Here is a 14,661-nt window from a genome sequence, read left to right as displayed (position 1 = left end):
CAGCCGCGAAGCAGGCGCCGCGGTGGATGGCACCGGCTTCGCCGGTGTTCGCGGCTGAAGCCGCTCCTACAGAATCCCCGCCTGTGGGAGCCGGCTTGCCGGCGATGGGCTGCAGGGTAGCCCCTAGGTATTAGAAACTGTACTTGGCCGTCAGCATCATGTTGCGCGGTGCCCCCCAGGTGTCGCCGGCATAGCTCACCGAGTTGGCCACAGCCGAATAGAACTTGCGGTCGAACACGTTGTTGGCGTTGAGCTGCAAGTCCAGATGCTTGTTGACCTGATAACCGGCCATCAAGTCGGTAACCGCATACGAGCCCTGGATCAGGCGGTATTCGCTGCCATCGGCTACGGTGAAGTCGTTGTAGATGCGGCTCTGCCAGGCGATGTTGCCACCAATGCGCAATTTCTCCAGCGGGCCTTCGAAGCGGTAGGTGGTGGTCAGTTTGAACATGTGCTCCGGCGTATCGGTGTCGAAGCGCTGGTTCACGTTACCTGGGTTGGCGGCGTCCTTGATGGTGTGGGCACGGGCGTAGGTGTAGCCGGCACCGACTTGCCAGTTGCGGGTCAGCGCACCTTGCAGTTCCATGTCGATACCCTGGCTGCGCACTTCGCCGGAAGCGACGTAGCAGTTGGTCGGGTCGCTGCAGCTCGCCAGGTCCGTCTGCGAGACGGCGCGGTTTTCCTGATCGATACGGAACAGCGCCACGCTGGCGTTCAACGCGCCGTCGAAGTACTCGCCCTTCACGCCGATTTCGTAGTTCTTGCCGTCGATCGGCTTGACCGGGCTGCCGGAGGCGTCCTTGTAGCTCTGCGGGTTGAAGATATCGCTGTAGCTGACGTACACCGAATGGTGATCGTCCAGGTCGTAGATCAGCCCGGCAAAGCGGGTGACATTGCGGGTGACCTTGTAGTCGGCGGTGGCGCTTTCCTTGTTGTCGTAGTCGTACCAGTCCAGGCGGCCGCCGAGGATCAATTTCAGCGGGTCAGCCAGGCTCAGGCGGGTGGTCATGTACACGCCTTCCTGGGTTGTGACTTCGCGGGTGTTGCCGGTGTGCACGAAGTTCGGTTTGCCAGCATTGAGCGGCCAGTTCGTGTCGTACGGGCTGTAGTCGCGCGTGTCCATGTCGTAGATGCGCTTGCTGGCGCCGACTACCAGCTCGTGGGTGCGGCCGAAGGCCTCGAACGGCCCGCTGACGAAGCCGTCGACGCCGGCCTGGTTTTCCTGGTGCTTGGACTGGTATGCGGTGCGCGACAGCGGCGCATTCAGCCCAGCCCAGCGCGACTGGTAAGAGCCGGTGAAGGTGGCGTCCTGCTGGGAATAGTTGGCGTTGACCTGCAGTTTCCAGTCATTGGCCAGTCGCTGGCGCACTTCAGCGAAGACGGTGTTGATCTCCTGGTCCTTGTTCTCCCAGTCGCTGCCCGGGTTGTAGGAGCGTGGGAAGCCCATGTGATGGCCGTCCAGCGCCGTGGGCATGGCGCCCCAGAAGTAATTGGTCTTGTCCTTCTGGTGGGAAAAACCGAGGGTCAGCGTGGTGTCTTCCGACAAGTCCGCCTCGGTCACGGCGTAGAACAGGCCGTGGTCTTCTTCCACATCATCGATGTAACTGTTGGCATCGCGGTACGACGCCACCACTCGGCCGCGCAGGGTGCCGCTGTCGTTGAGCGGGCTGGAGGCATCGATTTCGCCGCGGTAGTTGTCCCAGCTGCCAGCGGCGCCGGTGAGGGTGACTTTCTGTTCGGCCAACGGGCGCTTGCGCACCAGGTTGATCGCCGCCGACGGGTTGCCGGAGCCGGTCACCAGGCCGGTGGCACCGCGCACGATCTCGACACGGTCGAACATGGCCAGGTTGGGCTGCGCCCCGACTGTCCAGCCTTGGTAGCCACTCGGGATGCCGTCGTACATCAGGTTGTCGATGTCGAAACCGCGCGAAGAATACGCCTGCCGCCCAGGGCCGTTGGAATAGTCGAGGTACAGCCCCGGCGTGGCCTTGACCACGTCGTTGATGCTGGTCATCGCCTGGTCGTCCATGCGCTGGCGGGTCATCACGGTCACCGCTTGTGGCGTTTCACGCAGGCTCAGCGGCAGCTTGGTGGCGGTGGACATGGAGCCGGTGGTGTAGGACTGCGAGCCCTCGGTGGTGCTGCCCAGCTGGTTGGAGCTGATCTCTGTGGCGCCCAGTTCCAACGTAACGGGCTGGTCGTCTTCGGCCAGGGCCGGTGTGACGATGGCCATGCACACGGCCATGGCGAGCAGATTGCGAGCTGGGAGGGTGCGCGTGGGCGCGAAAGACGACGGCATGAGGGGCGGGTTCCTGTACTTGCTAAACGTTATTCAAAGTGCTTATGAGAACGATTAACAATTAGTGTGTCAGGATTTGTCGCACCGTGAAAGTCTGGTATGCCAATTTTTTTACATTTTTTTCACATTCGGAGCGCGCAGTAGAGCAGCTGCGGCCAGCGACGCCCCATCAGGGCGTCGGACGGGTGATCTGTTTGCCGCGCTGACCGGCGACTTCAACGGCCTGGCCATCGCGTTGCTTGCCCTGGCGCGCCAACCCCTCCAGCTGTGGGATCAGCATGCCCTCTGGCAAATGCCGCCAGAAGCGCCCGGGCATGTGCATGCGCAAGGCATCAGGGTTGAGGCGGGCAGGATTGAAGGTATGGCGGTAGTAGGTGCGCCACAACTCGGCACCAGGATCATCGGCATTGCGCGCCCATTGGCGCCAGTCTTCAGGGCAAACGCGTCGATAATCGAAAGCCTGGCCATCAAAGCGAACGCCGTCCTGCGGGGTGGCGATCAACCAGCGCTGGCGCCCCAGGCGGTCTGCAAAATGTGCGCTGGCACTGTGCAGAATGTCATGGGCCGGCTCGTGGTAGGCCACCAGGTCAAGTTGCAACCGCTCTGCCAATGCGCCCGGTAGCGGGACGAAACGAACGAAAGCATGCAGGTGGTGCGCTTCTCGGCTGACCTGTTTGACGCGCCGGTGCAGTTCGCTGCCCAGACGGTCACCGGCAAGCATAGCCGTGCGGTCGCCATGGGCGACGCGCCAGAGCACTTCGTACAGCAGGTTCCAACGTTGCTCGCCACGGTAGCGTGCCGCCTGTTCCAGCAGGCTCAACAGCGCCGCCGGCACTTTGGCGCGAAACGGGCCGGGCCCGTCGGGCAGTGCCGTCGGCACCGCCAGCAGGTCGTCGATCGGGCCCTGTGCCCAGCTCACCTCAGCGGGGTCGATGCCATGGCCGAGCAGCGTGCGGGCCTGGTCGCGCCAGGTGGCGAACAGGTCGTTGCAATCGAGCGCGATCATCCCCACAAGCCCATCTGCATAGGCGCTTGCGGCTCACGCAGGCGCGCGCGCAGCAGGCCGCTGCGCAACTCCCCTTCGGCGGGGCGGTAGTCGCTGGTGATGATGAACGGCCGCGCCTTGTCGAGCACGCAGCGCAGTTGGATCAGGTCGTCGTAGCGCACCCGCCGCTCGCGGCGCAGCGCTACCAGCCGTTGCACACTGCGCAGACCGATACCGGGGATGCGGGCCAGCAGCGCGGCGTCGGCGCGGTTCACATCCAGTGGGAACACCTCACGGTTGGCCAGCGCCCAGGCGAGCTTGGGGTCGATGTCCAGCGCCAGGTTGCCTACCTCGCCAAGCAGCTCGCCGGCCTTGTAGCCATAGCCGCGCAACAGGAAGTCGGCCTGGTACAGCCGGTGCTCGCGCAGCAGCGGCGGGGCGGCCAGCGGCACGCTGCCAGGGCTGTCTGGGATCGGGCTGAAGGCCGAGTAATACACGCGCTTCAGGCCGTAGCCCTGGTACAGCGATTCGGCGTTGCGCAGCAGTGTGCTGTCGTCGGTGGCGTCGGCCCCGACGATAACCTGGGTGCTTTGCCCTGCCGGCGTGAAGCGCGGTGCTTTGGGTTCGCCTGCCACGGCTTGTTGGCCCCGGTGAATAACGCCCATGGCCTGGCGAATGGTGTGCGCTTGTTTTTCCGGGGCCAGGCGCTTGAGGCTGGCGTCGGTGGGCAGTTCGATGTTGACACTGAGGCGGTCGGCCAGGCGCCCGGCTTCCTCGATCAACAGCGGGTCGGCGTCGGGGATGGTCTTGAGGTGGATGTAGCCGCGAAAGTTGTGCTCCTCCCGCAGCAGGCGGGCGACGCGGATCAACTGCTCCATGGTGTAGTCGGCCGAGCGGATGATGCCGGAGCTGAGGAACAGGCCGCTGATGCAGTTGCGCCGGTAGAAATCCAGGGTCAGGCGCACCACCTCTTCAGGCGTGAAGCGCGCCCGCGGCACGTTGCTGGAGCGGCGGTTGACGCAGTACTGGCAGTCGTACAGGCAGAAGTTGGTCAACAGCACCTTGAGCAGCGACACGCAACGACCGTCGGGGGTGTAGCTGTGGCAGATGCCCATGCCATCGGTGGCGCCCAGGCCCTCGCTGCCGCGCGAGCTGCGTTTGGGCGCGCCGCTGCTGGCGCAGGAAGCGTCATACTTGGCGGCGTCGGCAAGAATCCCGAGCTTGGCGATAAGTTGCATTGGGGCTGTCTCGCTGCACTGATTATTCATACAGTATTTTGAGATCGGGTTGATTGCAATAGCGGGTGATCAACGGCGCTTGCGCAAGGCCGATACCCGAGCAAAACCGTCAGCTAAGCTTGTGCAGGACATTACCGATAGCTGCGGGAGGCGACATGAATATCACGCACAAGTCAAAGCTTGCCCTGGCCGGCCTGACGCTGGCTTTCGGCATGCTTAACGTCCAGGCCGCCGAGAGCAAAAAGGTCGATGTGCTGTTGGTGGGTGGGGGCATCATGAGTGCTACCCTGGCCGTCTGGCTCAACGAGCTGGAGCCCGGCTGGTCGATGCAGATGGTGGAACGGCTGGACAAGGTGGCCGAAGAGAGCTCCAACGGCTGGAACAACGCCGGTACCGGCCACTCGGCCTTGGCAGAGCTCAACTACACCCCGGAAAAGGACGGCAAGATCGACATCACCAAGGCGGTGGAGATCAACGAATCGTTCCAGATCACCCGTCAGTTCCTGGCCTGGCAGGTCAAGCAGGGGGTATTGAAAGACCCGCATTCCTTCATCAATACCACCCCGCACATGAGCTTTGTATGGGGCGATGACAACATCCGTTTCCTGAAGAAACGCTACGAAGCGTTGCAGGCCAGCCCGCTGTTCAAGCCCATGCAGTACTCCGAAGACCCTGCGCAGATCGCCAAGTGGGTGCCGCTGATGATGGAGGGCCGCGACCCCAACCAGAAGCTGGCGGTGACCTGGACGCCGATCGGCACGGACGTCAACTTTGGTGAGATCACCCGCCAGTACGTGGGCTACCTGAAGACCCGGCCGAATTTCGACCTGAAGTTGTCCAGCGAGGTCGAGAACATCACCCGCAACGATGATGGCTCCTGGCACGTGGAGTACAAAAACCTCAAAGATGGCAACAAGGCCAGCACCGACGCCAAGTTCCTGTTCGTCGGCGCTGGCGGCGCGGCGCTGCCGTTGCTGCAGAAGTCGGGCATCGATGAGGCCAAGGACTATGCCGGTTTCCCGGTCGGCGGCTCGTTCCTGGTCACCGACAACCCGGCCCTTGCCCAGCGGCACATGGCCAAGGCGTACGGCATTGCCGCGAGCGGCGCGCCGCCCATGTCGGTGCCGCACCTGGACACCCGCGTGCTGGACGGCAAGCGGATGATCCTGTTCGGGCCCTTCGCGACCTTCTCCACCAAGTTCCTCAAGCAGGGCTCGCTGCTCGACCTGTTCGCCAGCGTCAGCGTGCACAACACCTGGCCGATGGTGCGTGTGGGCGTGCGTGAGTTCGACCTGGTGCAGTACCTGGTCGGCCAAGTGCTGCAATCGGACGACGACCGCTTCGAAGCCCTGCGCACGTACTTCCCGCAAGCGAAGAAAGAGGACTGGCGCCTGTGGCAGGCGGGCCAGCGGGTGCAGATCATCAAGAAGGACGACAGCCAGGGCGGCGTGCTCAAGCTGGGCACGGAGGTGGTGACCTCCAAGGACGGCAGCATCGCCGGCCTGCTCGGCGCTTCGCCTGGTGCCTCGACTGCGCCACCGATCATGCTCGATGTGATCAACAAGGTGTTCAAGGACAAGGTGGCGTCGCCGCAGTGGCAAGCCAAGATCAAGCAGATCATCCCGTCCTATGGCATGCGCCTGAATGACCATCCCGACGAGGTGCAGAAGGAGTGGGCGTATACCAATGAGGTGCTGCAGTTGAACCCGGCGGGCACCGGGGCGGTGCAGTAGCTGTCAGTGCTTACGCCACTGCAGGGCCCGTCGCCGGTTTGATGGCGATGGGCTCGAGCTTGTGGTGTAGGCCAAATCTCAATGCCGTTCGATCAGCACATCTAAACTTACAAATAGCCCGCCGCTGCTCTCATAGCCGCGGGCCCTCACCATTCATCCGACCACCGCTACCCCGGACCGGACATCCCTCGCTGACGGTGGCCTTCTTGCAGAGGAGGGCAGGTCATGGACGAGGCAAGGCTCCACGATTTCATGGGCAAGTTGGTGGGCGACATGGGCGCTGCGGCGACCCTGGCCAATGTGATTCTCGGTGACGAGCTGGGCTTGTACCGGGCCATGGCCGACAGCCAGCCGACCACCCCCGAGGCGCTCGCGGCCAGGACCGGCTGCCACCCACGGCTGGTGCGCGAATGGCTAAATGCCCAGGCGGCGTCGGGTTACATGGTCCATGAGCAGGGCAGTTTCGTGCTGCCCGAGGAACAGGCCATGGCATTGGCGCTGGAAGATTCACCGGCCTATATGGCTGGCGGCGCGGCGGTTGTCGCCGCGCTGTTTCATGACAAGGACAAGCTGGTGGCGGCGATGCGCGGTGATGGCGGGCTGGCCTGGGGCGACCACCACCCGTGCATGTTCAGTGGCACCGAGCGGTTCTTTCGGCCCGGTTACCGCACCTTTCTGGTGGCTGACTGGCTGCCAGCGCTCGACGGCGTGGTTGGCAAGCTTGCGGCCGGTGCCAAGGTGGCGGATGTCGGCTGCGGGCATGGCGCTTCGACGCTGGTCATGGCCCAGGCGTATCCGGCATCGACGTTTGTCGGTTACGACTACCACGCGCCGTCCATCGCCACAGCGCGTGAGCGCGCCCTCGAGGCTGGGGTGTCGGAGCGGGTGAGCTTCCAGCAAGCGTCGGCCAAGGATTACCCAGGCTTTGACCATGACCTGGTGTGCTTCTTCGATTGCCTGCACGACATGGGCGACCCGGTCGGCGCGGCCCGGCATGCGTATCGGGCGTTGAAACCGGACGGCACGGTGATGCTGGTAGAGCCCTTTGCCGAGGATTCACTGGACGGCAACCTGACACCCGTCGGGCGTTTGTTCTACGCCGCTTCGACGTTTATCTGCACGCCGAACTCGCTGTCCCAGGAAGTTGGGTTGGGGTTGGGTGCGCAGGCCGGGGAGGCGCGTCTGCGGGCAGTGTTCGAGGAGGCGGGGTTCAGGCAGTTCCGGCGAGCGACGCAGACGCCGTTCAACCTGATTCTGGAGGCCCGTAAATAAAGGCCTGCAAAAGCAGAAAGGGCGCCTTGCTGGCGCCCTTTCTGTTGCTGCGGCTTAGGCTTCAGCGTCCCAGGGACGATCGCCTTTTTCATCTTTTACGCGGGTTGGCAGGCCCATGACGTCCAACGCCTTGAGGAACGGCTCGGCTGGCAGCTCCTCGACGTTGACCATGCGCTTGGCATCCCACTCGCCACGGGCGACCAGCAGGGCCGCGGCCACTGGCGGCACACCAGCAGTGTAGGAAATACCCTGGCTGTCGGTCTCGGCGTAGGCTTCTTCGTGGTCGGCCACGTTGTAGATGAACACTTCGCGTGGCTGGCCATCCTTGGTGCCCTTGACCAGGTCACCGATGCAGGTCTTGCCGGTGTAGCCCGGGGCCAGCGAAGCCGGGTCAGGCAGCACGGCCTTGACCACTTTCAGCGGTACCACTTCCAGGCCTTCGGCAGTCTTGACCGGCTGTTCGGAGAGCAGGCCAAGGTTCTTCAGCACGGTGAACACATTGATGTAGTGCTCGCCGAAGCTCATCCAGAAGCGCACGTTCGGTACGTTGAGGTTCTTCGAGATCGAGTGGACCTCGTCGTGACCGGTCAGGTACAGGTTTTGCGAGCCGACTACCGGCAGGTCGTCGGTGCGCTTGACTTCGAACATGGTGTTGCTGGTCCACTGGCTGTTCTGCCAGCTCCATACTTGACCGGTGAACTCGCGGAAGTTGATTTCCGGGTCGAAGTTGGTGGCGAAGTATTTGCCATGCGAACCGGCATTGACGTCGAGAATGTCGATCGAATCAATGCTGTCGAAATACTGTTGCTGCGCAAGTTTTGCGTAGCTGTTCACCACACCCGGGTCGAAACCGACGCCGAGAATGGCGGTAATGTTCTTTTCTTGGCACTCTTCGAGGTGTTTCCACTCGTAGTTGCCGTACCAGGGCGGCGTCTCGCAGATCTTGCCCGGTTCTTCGTGAATGGCGGTGTCCAGGTAGGCGACACCAGTATCGATGCAGGCACGCAGCACCGACATGTTGAGGAAAGCGGAGCCCACGTTGATCACGATCTGCGATTCGGTCTCGCGGATCAGGGCCTTGGTGGCCTCGACATCAAGGGCGTTGAGCGAGAAGGCCTGGATGTCGGCGGGTACCTTGAGGCTACCCTTGGCCTTGACGCTGTCGATGATGGCCTGGCATTTGGAGATGTTCCGTGACGCGATAGCGATACGACCCAGTTCGTCGTTATGCTGCGCGCACTTGTGGGCCACCACCTTGGCGACACCTCCTGCACCAATGATAAGAACGTTCTTCTTCAATTTACCTGTTGCTCCTTACTTTTGAGGGCCGGTCTTACGACAGGCTGGAAACATAGTCTTCGAAACCGAACTCGCGCACCAGTTCGACGCTGCCGTCGAGCTGCTTGACTGCGATGGAAGGCATTTTCAGACCGTTGAACCAGTTTTTCTTGACCATGGTGTAACCCGCGGTGTCGATGAACGACAGGCGATCGCCGATGGCCAGCGGACGGTCGAATTGATACTCGCCGAAGATGTCACCGGCCAGGCACGATTTGCCGCAGACCATGTAGGTGTGCTCGCCATCGTTGGGCGCCATCTTGGCGTTGAGGCGGTAGATCAGCAGGTCGAGCAGGTGCGCTTCGATCGAGCTGTCGACCACGGCCAGGTGCTTGCCGTTGTACAGGGTGTCGAGCACGGTCACTTCCAGCGAGGCGCTGTTGGTGATGGCGGCTTCGCCCGGCTCCAGGTAGACCTGTACGCCATAGTGTTCCGAGAAGGCTTTGAGGCGCTCGCAGAACGCATCGACCGCGTAGTCTTCGCCGGTGAAGTGGATGCCGCCACCCAGGCTGACCCACTCGACCTTGTGCAGCAGGTGGCCGAAGCGCTCTTCGATGTGCGTGAGCATCTTGTCGAACAGGCCGAAGTCGCCGTTCTCGCAGTTGTTGTGGAACATGAAGCCGGAAATCTGCCCGATGACTTTTTCGATCTTCTCCGGGTCCCACTCACCCAGGCGGCTGAACGGGCGCGCCGGGTCGGCCAGCAGGTAGTCGGAGCTGCTCACCTGCGGGTTGACGCGCAGGCCGCGGACCTTGCCTTCGGACTGTTCGGCAAAGCGCTGCAGCTGGCCGATGGAGTTGAAGATGATCTTGTCGCAGTTCTCGAGCATCTCCTCCACCTCGTCGTCGGACCAGGCCACGCTGTAGGCGTGGGTCTCGCCGGCGAACTTCTGGCGGCCGAGCTTGAGCTCGTACAGCGACGAAGAGGTGGTGCCGTCCATGTACTGCTGCATCAGGTCGAACACCGACCAGGTGGCGAAGCACTTGAGGGCGAGCAGCGCCTTGGCACCGGACTTCTCGCGCACGTACGCGATCTTCTCCATGTTGCTCAGCAGCTTGGTTTTATCGATGAGGTAATACGGCGTCTTGATCATTTAAAGGCCCCCGGCCAGGCCGGCCAAAAAAAGGACACGCATTGTGCCTTCACTTGCTACAGATCGAAAGGGCGAGATAAGCATTTCGTCGCGGTCTTTGCCGTTGGGCGGGAATTTTCCCGAAGGCCGCAGGCTCATTCGAACAACGCTATGTGACATCCTGAGCGCTGGCGCTGCAGATAAAGGAAGAATCCGATGAGTAGCCGTTACCGAGCAGATGCGTACAGGAGCTGAGCATGAGGGTTGGCGTCATCTCTGATACCCACGGCTTGCTGCGCCCTGAAGCGGTCGATGCGCTGGTGGGCTGCGAGCTGATCGTGCATGCGGGGGATATCGGCAAACCGCAGGTCATCGAGGTGCTCAAGGCGCTGGCGCCGTTGCAGATCGTGCGGGGCAACAACGATGTGAAACTGCCTTGGGCGGCGCCACTTGCCGATGTGTTGCGTTTCGACATGGGCGGCTGGCAGACGCTGCTGGTGCACGACATCGCCGATGTGCCGGCGGCACTGGATGAGCCGGTGCGGGTGGTGATTACCGGGCATTCGCACAAACCGCTGATCGACTGGCGGGAAGGGCGGCTCTATCTCAACCCCGGCAGTGCCGGGCCGCGGCGGTTCAAGTTGCCGGTGACAGTAGCGGTGATCGAAATCGAGGGGGAGCGGCTGGTACCGCGGATCATTCCGTTACTGGATTGACAGTTCCGGCCTCATCGCGGGCAAGCCCGCCCCTACATACCCAGCGCCGCCTCTGTAGGAGCGGGCTTGCCCGCGATGAGGCCAGAACAGTCAATGTCAGTCGACCTGCTTCAACCATGCCTGAATCTGCCCCAGCGTCGCCGTCGCGCCGCCGCAGACCACAATCAGTACATTGCTGTAATCACCCAGCGTTTCGGCGTTGTAAGCCACCGCCAGCGCCGCTCCACAGGCCGGCTCCACCAGCACCCGATGGTCCGCCAAAAACCGTTCGCATGCCTCGAGTGCTGCACGATCACTGACCAGAACACTGTGCACCGGGTGTTCGCGTACGCACACCATGGCTTGATCGGCCACACGCTTGGCGCCCAGTGATGTCGCCACCGAAGCCAGGCGCTCCAGCTCCACCGGATGGCCCGCCTGCACTGCCGCATGCAGCGACGCTGCGCCCTCGGTTTCCACCGCCAGCACCGGCACATCGCCCCAACCGTTGCGCTTGAGCCCTTCGACCACACCACTGAGCAAGCCGCCGCCGCCCACCGACAGCACCACCGCATCGGGCTTGTATCCGCTTGCGGCGACTTCATCCACCAGGCTGGTGTGCCCCGCCCATAGCAACGGGTCATCGAACGGGTGGATAAAGGCATCGTCGGGGCCGACCAGGGTTTGTGCCAGCGCGTTGGCCTCTTGCCAGGAGCTGCCATGCACGACCACTTTGGCGTCCTCCAGGTGCAACAGTTCCTTTGCCCGCTCGGTGGTGGTTTCAGGCACCACGACGGTCACCGGCACGCCAAGCTTGCGGCCGGCATAGGCCACCGCAAGGCCGGCGTTGCCACCAGACGAGGACACGAAATGCCGTGCGCCACGGGCATGGTGCACTTCGCAGGCATGGCCTACCCCGCGCAGTTTGAACGAGCCGCAAGGCTGCAGCGCGTCGAGCTTGAGCCACACGGTACGGCCGGCGGCCAGCGACAGCGGGCGGGATTCGATCAGGGGGGTGTGGATATGCAGCGTCATCACGTAGCTCCATGCTTCAGTAAGAGCTGGATGGTAACGCGGGCTGCGGGGTGTATGTCGTTGAATCTGTGATGTTGTTGAAATCGAGCGCCGCATGGGCGGCGCTCGATGTGGGCAATGGCGCAAACCTTCAGCGCACGATTACCCCAAAGCAGGCGTACGCGGCGGGATGATTCGGCGCGAACCGGTCGCCTCGAAGGCCGCAGCGAAGCTCAACAGGTTGTTGTCGCTGTAGGCGCGGCCGGCGAAGGTCAGGCCCACCGGCATGCCGATGTCGGCCATCACGCCCATCGGCACGGTGACGGTCGGTACGCCCAAGTGGCGGATGGCAAGGTTGCCGTTGGCCACCCAGATGCCATTGCTCCAGGCGATGTCCGCCGATGCCGGGTTGACGTCGGCATCGGCCGGGCCCACGTCGGCGACGGTGGGGAACAGCACTGCGTCCAGGCCTTGGGCGTCCATCCAGTCTTCCAGGTCCAGCTTGCGGGTTTTTTCCAGCCCGCGCAGGCCGTCGGGCAGGGTTTCGATCTGGTCCCAGGTCTTCAGGCCGCGCTTGGCCATGTTGACGTATTCGTCCATGCCGGCCGCCAGGTCGTCCTCACGGTTGGGCAGGGTGCCGGGGTCGTGGGGGAAGATTTGCGGGCCATCGACGTCGGCCAGGCGGTTGAGCTTGGGGTCGTTGTTGGCGCGCAGGAAGTCGTCGAAGCCCCAGCCGGACAGCTCCCACAGTTCGTCGTGGAGGAATTGCTTGCTGACGATGCCGCGGTTGTACACGGTCGGTGCGCCCGGGCGGTCGCCCTCGCAGTTGGACACCAGCGGGAAGTCCACTTCCACGACGTGCGCACCGGCCGCTTCCAGGGCCTGGCGCGCCTGCTGCCACAGGTCGATGACGGTCGCGCGGGTGTTGATGCGCTGGCCGGTCGGGCCGCCGATGCCAGGTTTTTCGGAGGTGCCAGCTTCGGCGTCGGCATTGATGTACATGCGCGGCACGCCGAAACGCTTGCCCTTGAGGGTACTGGCGTCAACGGCCAGGGCCAGGTAGGAAGCCGGGCGCACCGAAGAGGCAGCCGGGATCGGTACCCATGGCTGCAGGCGCCACAGGTCGCCGCGCTTGTCGGCGTCGTCGGCAACCACGACATCGAGGATTTCCAGCAGGTCGGCCATGGTGCGGGCGTAAGGCACCACTACGTCCATGGTCGGCGTCAGCGGCCAGTTGCCGCGTACCGAGATCACCCCGCGCGACGGCGTGTAGGCGCACAGGCCGTTGTTCGAGGCTGGGCCGCGGCCGCTCGACCAGGTTTCCTCGGCCAGGCCAAAGGCACTGAAGCTGGCGGCGGTGGCGGTACCGGCGCCGTTGGACGAGCCAGAGGCAAACGGTGCGGTCAGGTAGTTGCCGTTGTACGGGCTTTCGGCGCGGCCATAAACGCCACGCTGCATGCCACCGTTGGCCATGGGCGGCATGTTGGTCTTGCCCAGGCAGATGGCGCCGCCAGCGCGCAGGCGCTCGACGGTGAACGCGTCGCGCTGGGCGACCAGGTCTTTGAAAGCCGGGCTGCCGGAGGCGGCGGTCAGGCCTTTGACCAGGTAGCTGTCCTTGGCGGTGTAGGGGATGCCGTCCAGCGGGCCGAGCAGTTCGCCACGGGCGCGGCGGGCGTCGGAGGCTTCGGCTTCTTTGAGTGCTTCTGGGTTGCGCACTACCACGGCGTTCAGCGCAGTGGCGGTATCGGCTCCATCGTAGGCGTCGATACGCGCCAGGTAGGCCTGGACCAGCTCGACCGCCGTCGTGCGGCCGGCTTCGAGCGCGTCGCGCAGCTCGGCAATGGAAACCTCGGTTACCTCGATCATGCTTTCACCAAAATTTGTGCAGGTGGGGGCTTTTGCGAGGAGTGTACAAGAAGGGCACGGGGGACGCAGGTTTGCGCCGGGGCAAATGGATTTTTGCAACCCGGCATTGTCGGTGCGATTCGCCCCGCCCGCCCGCAGCCCAATCTATGGGTGCGGCCTTGCCGCCCGACCGGTCGGAAGCGGGCCGCAGAGCGGCCCCGATACACTCAGGCCAGGTCCGCCGCTGAATGCCGCTCGGGCACCTGGCTTTGTTCATCGCCCCAAGTGCGGTTGACCCGGGTACCCCGTTGCACCGCTGGCCGCTGAGCAATGTCTTCAGCCCAACGCTGCACGTGCGGATACTCCTGCACCGCAAGAAACTGCGCAGCGTCGTACAGGTTGCCGCGCACCAGCTGGCCATACCAGGGCCACACGGCGATATCGGCAATGCTGTATTCATCGCCACCGAGGTAGCGGCTTTCAGCCAGGCGGCGCTCCAGCACATCCAGCTGACGCTTGGCTTCCATGGTGAAGCGGTTGATGGCGTATTCGATTTTCTCCGGTGCATAGACATAAAAGTGGCCAAAACCACCGCCCAGGTATGGCGCCGAGCCCATCTGCCAGAACAGCCAGTTCAGGCTTTCGGTGCGCGCAGCGCCCGCCTTGGGCAGCAGGGCACCGAACTTTTCGGCCAGGTACAGCAGGATCGAACCCGATTCGAACACCCGTACCGGCGGCTCGACGCTGCGGTCGAGCAGGGCGGGGATCTTCGAGTTGGGGTTGACCCCCACGAAGCCGCTGGAAAACTGGTCGCCCTCGCCGATGCGGATCAGCCAGGCGTCGTACTCGGCGCCGCTGTGGCCAAGGGCGAGCAGTTCTTCAAGAAGGATGGTGACCTTCACGCCGTTGGGGGTGGCCAGCGAATACAGCTGCAGCGGCTGTTTGCCGACGGGCAGGTCCTTGTCATGGGTAGGGCCGGCGATCGGCCGGTTGATGCTGGCGAACTGGCCACCGGAGGCTGCGTCGTTGCGCCAGACCTTGGGCGGGACGTAAGGGTGCTTGCTCATGCCTGGAACTCCTTCAAAGGCGCAATGCGGTCACGTACAGACGTGGACCTGCATCTATGCCATGGGTTCTGTGCGATGTGCAAATGCAATGGGCGCTGCAGGA

11 protein-coding genes are annotated in these 14,661 nt (G+C 63.3%); 3 read left to right on the top strand and 8 right to left on the bottom strand.

Translation table 11 applies throughout. The annotated features are described in order from the left end of the window. Window positions 1-130: 130 nt before the first annotated feature. The 3 genes from ACFY68_RS17075 to ACFY68_RS17065 form a co-directional block, all read right to left on the bottom strand. The gene (locus ACFY68_RS17075) at window positions 131-2,299 is read right to left on the bottom strand and encodes a TonB-dependent siderophore receptor (RefSeq protein ID WP_387529536.1); all 2,169 of its coding nucleotides are present in this window, start codon (window positions 2,297-2,299) and stop codon (window positions 131-133) included. 169 nt (window positions 2,300-2,468) lie between these two features. Continuing rightward, the gene (locus ACFY68_RS17070; protein WP_387529533.1) at window positions 2,469-3,311 is read right to left on the bottom strand and encodes a TIGR03915 family putative DNA repair protein; all 843 of its coding nucleotides are present in this window, start codon (window positions 3,309-3,311) and stop codon (window positions 2,469-2,471) included. Further along, window positions 3,302-4,522: a putative DNA modification/repair radical SAM protein gene (locus tag ACFY68_RS17065; protein ID WP_387529530.1), complete on the bottom strand. Its 1,221-nt coding sequence runs from the start codon at window positions 4,520-4,522 to the stop codon at window positions 3,302-3,304. Before ACFY68_RS17065 ends, ACFY68_RS17070 begins: the two co-directional genes overlap by 10 nt. Window positions 4,523-4,677: 155 nt before the next feature. Here ACFY68_RS17065 and mqo point away from each other — a divergent pair, with 155 nt between their 5' ends. Together mqo and ACFY68_RS17055 are read left to right on the top strand one after the other, a co-directional pair. Continuing rightward, complete coding sequence (gene mqo, locus ACFY68_RS17060) at window positions 4,678-6,255, top strand: malate dehydrogenase (quinone) (RefSeq protein ID WP_387529527.1); 1,578 nt, start codon at window positions 4,678-4,680, stop codon at window positions 6,253-6,255. 225 nt (window positions 6,256-6,480) lie between these two features. Beyond that, window positions 6,481-7,527 (top strand): class I SAM-dependent methyltransferase, encoded by a 1,047-nt coding sequence (locus ACFY68_RS17055; protein WP_387529524.1) that lies wholly within the window; start codon window positions 6,481-6,483, stop codon window positions 7,525-7,527. 54 nt (window positions 7,528-7,581) lie between these two features. Here ACFY68_RS17055 and ACFY68_RS17050 read toward each other — a convergent pair whose 3' ends face one another. Both ACFY68_RS17050 and ACFY68_RS17045 read right to left on the bottom strand, forming a co-directional pair. Further along, entirely contained in the window at window positions 7,582-8,826 is a 1,245-nt protein-coding gene (locus ACFY68_RS17050) for a saccharopine dehydrogenase family protein (protein WP_039602482.1), read from the bottom strand. 34 nt (window positions 8,827-8,860) lie between these two features. Then, complete coding sequence (locus ACFY68_RS17045; RefSeq protein WP_387529521.1) at window positions 8,861-9,958, bottom strand: carboxynorspermidine decarboxylase; 1,098 nt, start codon at window positions 9,956-9,958, stop codon at window positions 8,861-8,863. A 236-nt stretch (window positions 9,959-10,194) separates the two neighbouring features. On the opposite strand from ACFY68_RS17045, the gene ACFY68_RS17040 reads away from it, so the two are divergent. Next, entirely contained in the window at window positions 10,195-10,653 is a 459-nt protein-coding gene (locus ACFY68_RS17040) for a metallophosphoesterase family protein (protein WP_387529518.1), read from the top strand. 96 nt (window positions 10,654-10,749) lie between these two features. On the opposite strand, the gene ACFY68_RS17035 is transcribed toward ACFY68_RS17040, so the two are convergent. The 3 genes from ACFY68_RS17035 to yghU all read right to left on the bottom strand — a co-directional run bounded on the left by ACFY68_RS17035 (window position 10,750) and on the right by yghU (window position 14,558). After that, entirely contained in the window at window positions 10,750-11,667 is a 918-nt protein-coding gene (locus tag ACFY68_RS17035; RefSeq protein ID WP_387529515.1) for a pyridoxal-phosphate dependent enzyme, read from the bottom strand. Between the two features lie 141 nt (window positions 11,668-11,808). Beyond that, entirely contained in the window at window positions 11,809-13,512 is a 1,704-nt protein-coding gene (locus tag ACFY68_RS17030; RefSeq protein ID WP_387529512.1) for an amidase, read from the bottom strand. A gap of 206 nt (window positions 13,513-13,718) precedes the next feature. Next, window positions 13,719-14,558, bottom strand: coding sequence for a glutathione-dependent disulfide-bond oxidoreductase (gene yghU / locus ACFY68_RS17025; protein WP_387529509.1), 840 nt, complete (start codon window positions 14,556-14,558; stop codon window positions 13,719-13,721). Window positions 14,559-14,661: the final 103 nt, after the last annotated feature.

Source organism: Pseudomonas sp. NPDC012596, from assembly GCF_042902325.1.
GTDB lineage: Bacteria > Pseudomonadota > Gammaproteobacteria > Pseudomonadales > Pseudomonadaceae > Aquipseudomonas.
This window is presented reverse-complemented; position numbering and strand designations above follow the sequence as displayed.

What these genes read in the sequence shown, in the direction of transcription:
- ACFY68_RS17075 (WP_387529536.1), bottom strand. Translation starts at nt 2,299, where the DNA reads ATGCCGTCGTCTTTCGCGCCCACGCGCACCCTCCCAGCTCGCAATCTG.
- ACFY68_RS17065 (WP_387529530.1), bottom strand. Translation starts at nt 4,522, where the DNA reads ATGCAACTTATCGCCAAGCTCGGGATTCTTGCCGACGCCGCCAAGTAT.
- mqo (WP_387529527.1), top strand. Translation starts at nt 4,678, where the DNA reads ATGAATATCACGCACAAGTCAAAGCTTGCCCTGGCCGGCCTGACGCTG.
- ACFY68_RS17055 (WP_387529524.1), top strand. Translation starts at nt 6,481, where the DNA reads ATGGACGAGGCAAGGCTCCACGATTTCATGGGCAAGTTGGTGGGCGAC.
- ACFY68_RS17045 (WP_387529521.1), bottom strand. Translation starts at nt 9,958, where the DNA reads ATGATCAAGACGCCGTATTACCTCATCGATAAAACCAAGCTGCTGAGC.
- ACFY68_RS17040 (WP_387529518.1), top strand. Translation starts at nt 10,195, where the DNA reads ATGAGGGTTGGCGTCATCTCTGATACCCACGGCTTGCTGCGCCCTGAA.
- ACFY68_RS17035 (WP_387529515.1), bottom strand. Translation starts at nt 11,667, where the DNA reads ATGACGCTGCATATCCACACCCCCCTGATCGAATCCCGCCCGCTGTCG.
- ACFY68_RS17030 (WP_387529512.1), bottom strand. Translation starts at nt 13,512, where the DNA reads ATGATCGAGGTAACCGAGGTTTCCATTGCCGAGCTGCGCGACGCGCTC.
- yghU (WP_387529509.1), bottom strand. Translation starts at nt 14,558, where the DNA reads ATGAGCAAGCACCCTTACGTCCCGCCCAAGGTCTGGCGCAACGACGCA.